This is a genomic window from Tsukamurella tyrosinosolvens (assembly GCF_900104775.1).
GTDB classification, from domain to species: Bacteria; Actinomycetota; Actinomycetes; order Mycobacteriales; family Mycobacteriaceae; genus Tsukamurella; species Tsukamurella tyrosinosolvens.
The window spans coordinates 245,056-254,646 of the sequence record NZ_FNSA01000001.1; the positions used below are offsets into that span (position 1 = coordinate 245,056).

Here is a 9,591-nt window from a genome sequence, read left to right on the forward strand (position 1 = left end):
ACGGTCCTGGTCGGCCCCGCAAACACCTGCATGAGAGCGATTTGCACAGGTCTCTAAACTGGAGATCGTGTTCGTGCTGGTTGTGATCCTCGCCCTGGCCGCCGTGGCGGCCGTCGTCGTGGGCGGCGCCGGGCTCGCCGGCCGCCTCCCCGAGAACGGTGTCGTGGGGGTCCGCACCGAACAGACCCTCTCCGATCCGCTGCTCTGGCGCACCGCGAACCGCGTCGCGGGTCCCGGCCTGGTGGCCGCGGGTGTCATCTTCGGCGGCGGCGCCCTCATCGGCCTCGCGATGGACGCGCCGTGGTCCTACGTCGCGGTCGTCGTCGCCGTGGTCGCGGGCCTGTTCCTCGCCGGTTTCGGCGCGCTGCAGGGCGCTCGCGCGGCGTCGATCCAGGCGCGCCTGCAGATGCCCGAGGCGACGTGCTGCAGCGCCGACGAGGCACCGTCGGACGACCCGGCGGCGGACTGCGGCGTGACCGGCGGCTGTGGCGCGTGTGCCCTCAAGGGCATGTGCGACCACGAAGCGCGCCCCGCCTAGCCGATGCGGACCCTCCTCAGCAAGCTCTCGATCGACGGGTTCATCCTCGCGATCTTCGCCGCCGTCGGCGTCGCCGCCCTGTTCCCGGCGGAGGGCCGCGCGGTGCCCGTGGTCGACGGTGCCGTCACCGTCGCCATCGCGATCCTCTTCTTCCTGTACGGGGCGCGGATCCACCCCATGGAGGCCCTGGCCGGCCTCAAGCACTGGCGCCTGCACGTGGTGATCCTGGGCTTCACCTTCGTCGTCTTCCCGATCATCGGCGTCCTGCTGCGGTTCGCGCCCGAGGTGCTGCTGCGGCCCGAGCTGTACGCGGGCGTCCTGTTCCTGACGCTGCTGCCGTCCACCGTGCAGTCGTCGATCGCCTTCACCTCGATCGCGGGCGGCAACGTGCCGGGCGCGATCGTCAGCGCCTCGGTCTCCAACCTGCTCGGGGTCTTCATCACGCCGCTGCTGGTCCTCGCGCTCATGGCGACCACCGGCGAGGTGCAGTTCCACAGCAGCTCGATCATCGATCTGTGCCTGCAGCTCCTGCTGCCCTTCCTCCTCGGCCAGCTGTTGCGGCCCTGGGTGGGGGAGTTCGTGGCGAAGCACGCGGCGGCACTGAAGTACGTGGACCGCGGCTCGATCGTGCTCGTGGTCTACGCCGCCTTCTCCGCCGGGATGCGCGAGCACATCTGGAGCCAGGTCTCCTGGGTGGGCGTGGTGCAGCTCATCGTGCTGTCCGTCGTGCTCGTGGTGGTGATGCTGTGGCTCACGCGGACCACCGCGGAGAAGCTCGGCTTCGACCGGGCCGACATGATCGCCGTCCAGTTCTGCGGCACCAAGAAGTCCATGGCCACCGGCCTGCCGATGGCGGCCGTCCTGTTCGCCGGGCAACCCGTCGGCCTGCTGGTGCTGCCGCTGATGATCTTCCACCAGATCCAGCTCATGATGTGCGCGTGGCTGGCCGCGAAGTACGGGCGCGAGCTGGAGCCCGAGCCCGCCCCGGCCTGAGGCGCGTCACTCCACGAGCGGCTGCTCCGCGACCTTCGCCAGGGTCGGCTCCATCGTCTGCAGGAACCAGGCGCGGCTCAGCGAGGTGGGTTGGTACACCGAGTAGGTGAGGTCCAGGTCCGCGACCACTGCGGTGCCCCGTTGCACCTGCGGCAGCGCGGAGTAGCCGGGCAGCTGCAGCAGGTCCTCGCCCGTCGCGCCGTTGGGGTAGATCGCCATGAAGTTCGCGCCCACGCGGGGGAGGAGCTCCAGCGAGACCATGCCGCGGGTCGCGGGGCTGACGAATCGCGGCTCGTCGCGGATCGCCTTCGGCACCGTCAGCCCCAGCTCCGCGAGGAACAGGTTCGTCGGATCCTGCGGGCTCGCGATCACGTTGAAGCTGGACGCCGCGGCCGCGTACTGCGCCACGAACCCCGTCTTGCCCTTCAGCCCCGGGTACCGCTGCGCGAAGCCCGTCACCCGGTCGTGATCGGCCGCGATCACCCGCTTCGCCTCGGCCTCCTTGCCGAGGATCCTCCCGAGGGCCAGGAGCTGCGCGTTCCAGCCGGAATCGGGTCCCGTGGCGGCGATCCCGCCGAGCACCTTGGTCACGCCGCTCACCGCGGCGAAGTTCTCTCCCTTGACCACCCGGTGGTCGCCGACGAACAGGTCCGGCTGGTACGTGGCGATCTCCTCGGCCGGCAGGCTCGTGGCACCGGGGGCCTTGATCACGGGCACGTCCTTGAGGAGCTCGCGCTGCCACGCGGCGGGCAGCGGCTGCGTCAGCTGCACGATCGCGACGGGCTTGATCCCCAGTGCGAGCACGTTGTCGATCGCGTACCCCTGTGCCACGATCCGCTTCGCGCCCACGGGGTAGTCGATGGTGCCGTTGGCCTGTGCGATCGACACGGTCGAGGCCGACGGTGCCGCCGGGTCCGTCGTGCCCGATCCGCAGCCCGCGAGCAGAGCGAGGGCCGCGACGGCCGCCGCGAGGCGGCGCATCACGCCACCGCCTGCTGCTGCGCGGCGTTCACGAAGAGCGGCTCGAGCTGGGGCAGGATCCACTCCCGGCTCAGCGGGGTGGGCTGGTTCAGCGCGATGACGGTCTGCAAGTCGACCACCTTCGTGGCACCCGACGTCACCTGCGGCAGGCCCGCGTAGCCGGGCAGGCGCTGCAGGTCCGCCGCGGTGGCGCCGTTCGGGTAGATGACCATGAGGTTCGAGGCGATCTGGGGGAGCAGCTCCAGGGACACAGGCGTCCGTCCGCCCTGTTGGCCGGACCCGGTGGCGAACCGCGGGTTGTCCTTGATCGCCATGGGGAGGGTCATCCCCAGCTCGGCGAACATCGTGTTGGTCGGGTCGGCGGCGGAGGACACGAAGTTGAACGAGCTCGCCGCGGCGAGGTACTGCGCCAGGACGGCCGACTTGCCCCGCAGCCCCGGGTGTCGCTCGCGGACCGCCGCGAACCGCGCCTCGTCCTCCGCCAGGACCCGGCTCACCGCGTCCTCCTTGTCCAGGATCCGGCCGAGGGCCTTGAGCTGCACGTCCCACGCCGCGCTGGAGCCGTTCTCCTCGATACCGCCCAGGACCTTGGTGACCGCGGACAGCCGCTCGAAGGTGGGCCGATCGACCACGTAGTTGTCGCCGGCGAAGAGCTCGGGGCGGTACTTCGCGATCTCCTCGACCGGCATCGACTTCTTGTCCGGGGAGGTGATGATCGGGATGCCGTCGAGCTGTTTGCCGTGCCACGGCGCGGGCAGCGGAAGCCCGCCCTCGACGACGGCGACGGGCTTGATGCCCAGCGCCAGCAGGTTGTCGATCGAGTAGCCGGTGGCGACGATGCGGGTCGGGCCGACGGGGAACTCGGTGACACCGTTGACCTGCGTGATCGTCACGGTGCTCGCCGCGGGGGCGGCACCGTCGGATCCTGCGCCGCCGCATGCCGACGTGACCAGTCCGACCGCCGACAGAGCGGCGACGAACGCCGTGGTGAACCGCCTCATGAACCCTCCTGATCGATAGGAAGGTAAGACTAGCCTAATTCGTGTGGTTCGCGACGGGTGCGCCGAACCTGAGGTACACCCCCAGGACGATCACCACGGAGTACAGGCACAGGTACAGGATCTCGACCGGGTGCGTCGGCACACCCGTGATGCGGTGATCGCTGTAGAAGAAGGCGAGGAAGGGGAGGCCGACCGCAGCCGTGTACGCCCACTGCTGATCCAGGAAGACGTTCGCGGAGACCACGCCGTAGGCGAACGCGGCACCCACGGAGCCCGCGACGACGTCCGTCGAGGAGGACAGCGCGGCCTGGGCCAGATGCGCGAGCGCCACCACCACGAGCAGCGCGCCGAGAGTGGTCCGTGCGCTGCGGAAAAGACCTGGTCGAGCGACGATCGCCATCCATCGCATCCCTTCTGCCGCCCCCGGATCGGAATGTTACGACAACGGGTGCTGTCCGGCTCGGCGAGCGGATCGGGCCCTCATGCGGTCGATTCCAGTCGGCGTAGATCCCCTCCGAGCGGTCGCCCGGATCACGTACACGGCGACCGGGACGACGAGGAGGTCGATCAGCGGATCCATGGCCTCGATCGGGTTGCTGTAGTAGCGGAACGACTGGTAGTCGCCGAGCAACTGCCCGATCAGCGGGAAGACGGCCGCCGCGAGGTATCCCCAGCGCTCGCCGAGCAGCACCATGAGGACCAGAACGGCGTAGACGATGCCGAGGCCGGCACACGCCGCGCCGTCCGCGGCGCAGGGCGCGGTCGCGATCCTGGCCAGGTGCACGAACGCCGTCACCGCCAGGAGGGCGCCGAGGAGGAACCGGCTCCGGGGGTGTCCGCTGAGCACGCGCGTGACGACGGTCATCTCGTCGCTCCTTTTAGTCAGTGTTGCCTGACTAATGTACGACAACACCTGTTGTCACACACGTCGGAGTGACGAGTTCAACAATCGTCCGGTTACCCTGACCATCATGGCCAGGGGACAGTCCACCGCGACCGATTCGCTCGCGATCGTCGATCCGGGGCCCGACGCGCGTATCCACCTCCTCGCGCGCCGGGTGGGCGTGCTCGTCGCGGACCTGCTCCTCGACGAGGTCCACCAGTACGACCCCCGGCTGCGCACCGGACACATGCGGGTGCTCGCGCTCATCGAATCGTCACCCGTGCGGATCGTCGATGTCGCGGCCCAGCTCGGAACGACCAAGCAGACGGTGGCGCCCACCGTCGACGAGCTCGTCTCCTGGGGTTTCGTCGCCCGCGCGGTCGACGAGAACGACCGGCGGGCGCGCATCCTCACCCTGACGCCCGCGGGGGAGGAGCTCACCGAGGCGATGCTCGGCCGGTCCATCGCACTGGACGAGGAGTGGGGACGCCTGCTGGGCGCCGATGTCGAGGTGTGCCGCTCGGCGCTGTGGCGGATCATCGAGTCGCAGCGAGCACCGCGCGACCGGGAGGTCAGTTGACGGAGACGTCCACCGGATGGGTCGCCAGCAGCGCGGTCGGCAGGCCCTGACGGCGCAGCACCTTGCCCCACAGGTCCACCCGCGCGGGCACGAGGACGTCCGTGTGCAGGGAGCCGCACGGGATCCAGTCGTCGCGCTCGAGCTCGTCGTCCAGCTGGCCCATGCCCCAGCCGCTGTACCCGGCGAAGACGCGCACGCCGTCGAGCAGCTCGTCCATCATCTCCACGTCGGAGTCGAGGTCCACCAGCACCACCCGGCCGGCGACGGGCTGCAGCCCGCGGATGCCGCTCGCATCCACGCCGGCCTTCACCACGCCCAGGCACAGCGCCGCGGACTGGTTCACCGGGCCGCCGACGAACACGGCCTTCGGCTTGGCGGCGAGGTCGTGCCAGCGGGGGAGCACGCCGTGCACCGCGGACTCGCTCGGACGGTTGAGGACCACGCCCAGGCTGCCCGACTCGTTGTGCTCGATCAGGTACACGACGGTGCGCGAGAAGGTCGGCTCGATCAGCTCCGGGGAGGCGACCAGCAGCGTGCCCGAGGACACCTCGAAGCCCGCATCGGCGGGCTCGCCTGAGGACGCGCCGCCCTGCGTCGGCTCATTCGAACGATCGGGACCCACACCCCCATCATGGCACGTGGACCACCATCGGGGTCCGCCGACGCGGAAGCCCTCCCGCCGATACGCTGTAGCACGTGACGACCAGCGGAACGGACGCTCCCGCCGCCGCTGCGAAACCCGCGTGGCGGACCTTCCGCGACCTGCCCGACCTGCTGCGTCTGCTCGGCGTCCGGCTGCTGAGCCAGTACGCGGAGGGCCTGTTCCAGGCCGGGCTCGGCACCGCCATCGTCTTCAATCCCGAGCGCAACGCGACGCCGGCCGCGATCGCCACCGGCCTGGCCGTGCTGCTGTTGCCCTACTCGGTGATCGGGCCCTTCGCCGGCGCGCTGCTGGACCGCTGGGACCGGCGCCGCGTGTTCATCGTCGCCAATCTCGTTCGCGCGCTGCTCATCGCCGCCTGCGCGGGGGTGCTCGCGTCGGGTGCGGGGGAGAGCGCGATCTTCATCGTGGCGCTGGCGGTGGGCGGCGCCGGCCGCTTCGTGGCCTCCGGCCTCTCCGCCGCACTGCCGCACGTCGTCGACCGGCCGCAGCTCGTCGCGATCAATTCGCTCACCACGACTCTGGGTGCCGGCGCGACCGCAGTCGGCGCCAGCACGGCCGTCGGGCTGCGGGCGATCTTCGGCTCCGACGACGCGGGCGGCGCCGGCGTGCTCGCCGTCGCCGTGCTCATCGCGATCCTCGGCGCGGTGCTCTCCACGCGGTTTCCCGCGGGCGTGCTCGGCCCCGACCACGACGTCTCCGGTAAGCACGAGAAGCCCGCGACCGCGCTCAGCGACGTCGCGGCGGGCCTCGCGCACGGCGCCCTCGCGGCCTGGCGCGCACCGTCGGTCACCGCAGCTCTGACCGGCATGGGCGCGCACCGCACCGGCTTCGGCTTCAACACGCTGATGCTGCTCCTGCTCACCCGGCACCACTTCACCGACGGCACGCTGGGGCTCGCCGGCTTCGGCTCCGTCGCCGGCGCGACGGCGCTGGGCATGTTCGTCGCCGCCGTGTTCACGCCCTTCGCGGTGGCCCGATGGGGCCGACGGAACACCGTGGTCGGCGCGCTCGCCGCGGCGTGCCTGACGCAGCTGAGCGTGCTCACCCTGAACTTCGCCGTCCTGGTCGCGGCCGCCGCGATCCTCGGCCTCGCCGGCCAGGTGGTCAAGCTCTCGGGCGACGCCGCCATGCAGCTCGACGTGCCCGATGAGCGTCGCGGCCAGGTCTTCGCGTTCCAGGACGCCCTGTTCAACGTGACCTTCGTGGGCGCGGTCGCGTTCGCCGCCGCGGTCGTCCCGTTCGACGGTGTCTGCCGCCCCCTCGCCGGCTTCGGCGCGCTGCTCTACGCGGTCGCGGTCGGGGTCGTCGTTCTCCTGTACCGCCGCACGGGAACCCCGGAGGCCGCTGGCGCGTCCAATTGATATGGGGGACGAACTGATCGAGTACTGGTTCGGCGACGGCGCGAGTCGGGTCACCCGCTGGACCTCGCCCGGGACGCAGGGCGCGGTCCTACTCGACTTCGACGGGGACGGGCGGATCGACGACGCGATGGTCGACCTGGACGGCGACGGCCGCGCGGACGCGGCCGCGCTCGATCTCGACGACGACGGGGCTCGCGAGGCCGCCTTCCGCGACGACGGTTCCGGCCGCTGGGCGGAGCCCACGGCGGCGCCCGGCGCGGGCCCCGGATCGGCGTCGACGGGTCCGGGCGGGGCCGACGGGACGCCCGGCACCACGGGCACACCGGCGCGGGCGGCACCGTCGGCCTGCCCGATCCCCGGGGTCACCGGCGCACGCGACCCCGAGCCGGCGAGGCCGGTGCAGGTCACGCCGGTGCCCGCGGAACCCGGCCAACCGGCCCGGCAGGCCGTCGCGGACACGGACGCCGACGGTGCGCCCGACGTCCTGGTCTTCGACACCGACGGCGACGGGACCGCCGACGGCGCGACCGATCTGCAGCAGTAGGAATCATGTCTTTCGCTTCCTGAGCCCTGCGGATACGCTGACCGGCATGCGGAAGACGATCCGAGCCGCCGCGGCGGCCACCCTCCTCGCCACGTCGCTGACGGCCGCGGCGGGGGCCGCGAACGCAGCGCCCGCGCCGAAGCCCGCGAACACCGTGGTGGTCGACGTGCGCACCCACGTCTTCCTCACCAGCGAGGCGCCGCCGCGGACCACGGTCTACGCCGACGGGCGCATCGTCACGAAGGCCGTCGCTCCCGGGTCGCGGCTCGTCGAGCTCCGCGGCAAGCCCACCGACGTCGCGGACCTCCGTGCGATGACGGAACGCGTTCTCCGCAACCCGCCGAACTACGACCGGAAGGCGCAGATCTTCGACGGCTGGATCGTCTCCGCCACCGTGCGCACCACGGACGGCGCGCTGCTCAAGGCCACCGTCGACAATCCGGAGCCGCGCGGGTGGTCAGCCCTGTCGAAGCTCCCGAGCGAGCTCGACAAGCGGATCGCCGCGATTCCCGGCCCGCGCACCCCGTACACCGCACCCCGCTGAGAACTCCGCGCCCCGCTAGGAGCCCTGGCGCTCGGCCCACCACTTCGTCAGCTCGGCCTCGGCCTCGTCGCGATCGAGGGGCCCGCGGTCCAGGCGCAGCTCCTTGAGGAACTTCCACGCCGCGCCGACCTCGGGGCCGGGCTCCAGCCCGAGCAGCTCCATGATCGCGTTGCCGTCGAGGTCCGGGCGGACCCGCGCGAGGTCCTCCTTGGCGGCGATGGCGTCGATGCGGCGCTCGAGCCCGTCGTAGGTGGCCTGCAGCCGCGCGGCGCGGCGCTTGTTCCGGGTGGTGCAGTCCGCGCGGACCAGCTTGTGCAGCCGGGGGAGCAGCGGCCCGGCGTCGGTGACGTAGCGGCGGACCGCGGAGTCGGTCCACTGACCGTCGCCGTAGCCGTGGAAGCGCAGGTGCAGGAACACCAGCTGCGCGACGTCCTCGGTCACGGCCTTCGGGTAGGCGAGCTCCCGCATCCGCTTCCGCACCATCTTCGCGCCCACCACCTCGTGGTGGTGGAAGGAGACGCCGCCGTTCGGCTCGTGCCGGCGGGTGTCGGGCTTGCCGATGTCGTGCAGCAGCGCCGCCCAGCGCAGGATCAGGTCGGGGTCGGACTCCTCGAGGTCGATGGCCTGCTGCAGCACGGTCATCGAGTGCCAGAAGACGTCCTTGTGCTGGTGGTGCTCGTCGATCGCCAGCTTCATGCCGGGGATCTCCGGGATCACCCGCTCGGCCAGCCCGGTGTCGACGAGCAGCACGATCCCGTCGACGGGGTGCGCGCCCAGGATGAGCTTGTCCAGCTCGGCCCGGACCCGCTCGGCGGTGATCCGGTCGATCTCGGGCGCCATGTCGGTCATCGCGGCGGACACGCGCGGCGCGACGGCGAAGCCCAGCTGGGAGACGAACCGGGCGGCGCGGAGCATGCGCAGTGGATCGTCGGAGAAGGACTCCTCCGGCGTCGCGGGCGTGTCGATCTCGCCGGCGAGCAGCGCGTCGAGCCCGTTCAGCGGGTCCTGGAAGTCCTCGGCGCCCTCGCGGCCGATGCGCACGGCCATCGCGTTGATGGTGAAGTCGCGGCGCACCAGGTCGTCGCGCAGATTCTCGCCGAACTTCACCACGGGGTTCCGGGTGACGCGGTCGTAGGCCTCGGCGCGGAAGGTGGTGATCTCGATCAGCTGGTCGGCGAACGCGGCGCTCACGGTGCCGAACTCGATGCCGGTGTCCCACATCGCGTCGGCCCAGCCGCGCAGCAGCGCCTGCACCTGCTCGGGGTGGGCGTCCGTGGTGAAGTCCAGATCGCTCGTCAGCCGGCCGAGCAGGGCGTCGCGGACGGAGCCGCCCACGAGGTACAGCTCGTGACCCGCGTCGGCGAACCGAGCGCCCAGTGGGGCCAGGACGTCGGACAATCCGCGCAGCGAGATGTGCGCCGCCGCCAGGAGGCGGGTCCGGCGTTCGGCGCGCGCGTCCGCCGGGCCGGCGGGAGAGCTTTCGGTCACGACCGACCAGTCTA

The 9,591-nt window shown here is 71.5% G+C and carries 12 protein-coding genes; 6 read left to right on the forward strand and 6 right to left on the reverse strand.

Annotation, left to right across the window (positions count from 1 at the left end; genetic code table 11):
* Window positions 1–67: 67 nt before the first annotated feature.
* Together BLW32_RS01210 and BLW32_RS01215 are read left to right on the forward strand one after the other, a co-directional pair.
* Window positions 68–538, forward strand: coding sequence for an SdpI family protein (locus BLW32_RS01210; protein ID WP_068526231.1), 471 nt, complete (start codon window positions 68–70; stop codon window positions 536–538).
* 3 nt (window positions 539–541) lie between these two features.
* On the forward strand, window positions 542–1,531 hold the full coding sequence (locus BLW32_RS01215; RefSeq protein ID WP_068526232.1) for a bile acid:sodium symporter family protein: 990 nt from the start codon (window positions 542–544) through the stop codon (window positions 1,529–1,531).
* 6 nt (window positions 1,532–1,537) lie between these two features.
* Here the strand turns inward: BLW32_RS01215 and BLW32_RS01220 are convergent, their stop codons facing one another.
* From BLW32_RS01220 to BLW32_RS01235, 4 genes are read right to left on the reverse strand one after another with little or no spacing between them, the layout of a single operon-like run.
* Complete coding sequence (locus BLW32_RS01220; RefSeq protein WP_068740323.1) at window positions 1,538–2,512, reverse strand: ABC transporter substrate-binding protein; 975 nt, start codon at window positions 2,510–2,512, stop codon at window positions 1,538–1,540.
* Window positions 2,512–3,513 carry an ABC transporter substrate-binding protein gene (locus tag BLW32_RS01225; RefSeq protein ID WP_068740325.1) on the reverse strand — a complete coding sequence of 334 codons (1,002 nt, stop codon included), beginning with the start codon at window positions 3,511–3,513 and terminating at the stop codon, window positions 2,512–2,514. The genes BLW32_RS01220 and BLW32_RS01225 overlap by 1 nt, the downstream gene beginning before the upstream one ends.
* 34 nt (window positions 3,514–3,547) lie before the next feature.
* The gene (locus BLW32_RS01230) at window positions 3,548–3,913 is read right to left on the reverse strand and encodes a hypothetical protein (protein ID WP_068740327.1); all 366 of its coding nucleotides are present in this window, start codon (window positions 3,911–3,913) and stop codon (window positions 3,548–3,550) included.
* 36 nt (window positions 3,914–3,949) lie between these two features.
* Entirely contained in the window at window positions 3,950–4,378 is a 429-nt protein-coding gene (locus tag BLW32_RS01235) for a hypothetical protein (RefSeq protein WP_068740329.1), read from the reverse strand.
* Between the two features lie 106 nt (window positions 4,379–4,484).
* Here BLW32_RS01235 and BLW32_RS01240 point away from each other — a divergent pair, with 106 nt between their 5' ends.
* Entirely contained in the window at window positions 4,485–4,976 is a 492-nt protein-coding gene (locus BLW32_RS01240; RefSeq protein WP_068526237.1) for a MarR family winged helix-turn-helix transcriptional regulator, read from the forward strand.
* On the opposite strand, the gene BLW32_RS01245 is transcribed toward BLW32_RS01240, so the two are convergent.
* Window positions 4,969–5,598: a YqgE/AlgH family protein gene (locus BLW32_RS01245; RefSeq protein ID WP_074850285.1), complete on the reverse strand. Its 630-nt coding sequence runs from the start codon at window positions 5,596–5,598 to the stop codon at window positions 4,969–4,971. The genes BLW32_RS01240 and BLW32_RS01245 overlap by 8 nt on opposite strands.
* Before the next feature lie 74 nt (window positions 5,599–5,672).
* Between BLW32_RS01245 and BLW32_RS01250 the strand changes: the two genes are divergently transcribed.
* The 3 genes from BLW32_RS01250 to BLW32_RS01260 are packed head-to-tail and all read left to right on the forward strand — an operon-like array spanning window position 5,673 to window position 8,089.
* Window positions 5,673–7,001, forward strand: a complete 1,329-nt coding sequence (locus BLW32_RS01250; RefSeq protein ID WP_068740331.1) for an MFS transporter — start codon at window positions 5,673–5,675, stop codon at window positions 6,999–7,001.
* A 1-nt stretch (window position 7,002) separates the two neighbouring features.
* Window positions 7,003–7,545 carry a hypothetical protein gene (locus BLW32_RS01255; RefSeq protein WP_068740332.1) on the forward strand — a complete coding sequence of 181 codons (543 nt, stop codon included), beginning with the start codon at window positions 7,003–7,005 and terminating at the stop codon, window positions 7,543–7,545.
* 46 nt (window positions 7,546–7,591) lie between these two features.
* Window positions 7,592–8,089, forward strand: coding sequence for a hypothetical protein (locus BLW32_RS01260; RefSeq protein ID WP_068526240.1), 498 nt, complete (start codon window positions 7,592–7,594; stop codon window positions 8,087–8,089).
* A gap of 15 nt (window positions 8,090–8,104) precedes the next feature.
* On the opposite strand, the gene BLW32_RS01265 is transcribed toward BLW32_RS01260, so the two are convergent.
* On the reverse strand, window positions 8,105–9,577 hold the full coding sequence (locus BLW32_RS01265; RefSeq protein ID WP_068526241.1) for a CCA tRNA nucleotidyltransferase: 1,473 nt from the start codon (window positions 9,575–9,577) through the stop codon (window positions 8,105–8,107).
* Between the last annotated feature and the right edge of the window lie 14 nt (window positions 9,578–9,591).

Excerpts from the sequence above, each read along its gene's own strand:
- BLW32_RS01260 (WP_068526240.1), top strand. The coding sequence starts at position 7,592 with ATGCGGAAGACGATCCGAGCCGCCGCGGCGGCCACCCTCCTCGCCACG.
- BLW32_RS01255 (WP_068740332.1), top strand. The coding sequence starts at position 7,003 with ATGGGGGACGAACTGATCGAGTACTGGTTCGGCGACGGCGCGAGTCGG.
- BLW32_RS01225 (WP_068740325.1), bottom strand. The coding sequence starts at position 3,513 with ATGAGGCGGTTCACCACGGCGTTCGTCGCCGCTCTGTCGGCGGTCGGA.
- BLW32_RS01220 (WP_068740323.1), bottom strand. The coding sequence starts at position 2,512 with ATGCGCCGCCTCGCGGCGGCCGTCGCGGCCCTCGCTCTGCTCGCGGGC.
- BLW32_RS01240 (WP_068526237.1), top strand. The coding sequence starts at position 4,485 with ATGGCCAGGGGACAGTCCACCGCGACCGATTCGCTCGCGATCGTCGAT.
- BLW32_RS01215 (WP_068526232.1), top strand. The coding sequence starts at position 542 with ATGCGGACCCTCCTCAGCAAGCTCTCGATCGACGGGTTCATCCTCGCG.
- BLW32_RS01230 (WP_068740327.1), bottom strand. The coding sequence starts at position 3,913 with ATGGCGATCGTCGCTCGACCAGGTCTTTTCCGCAGCGCACGGACCACT.
- BLW32_RS01235 (WP_068740329.1), bottom strand. The coding sequence starts at position 4,378 with ATGACCGTCGTCACGCGCGTGCTCAGCGGACACCCCCGGAGCCGGTTC.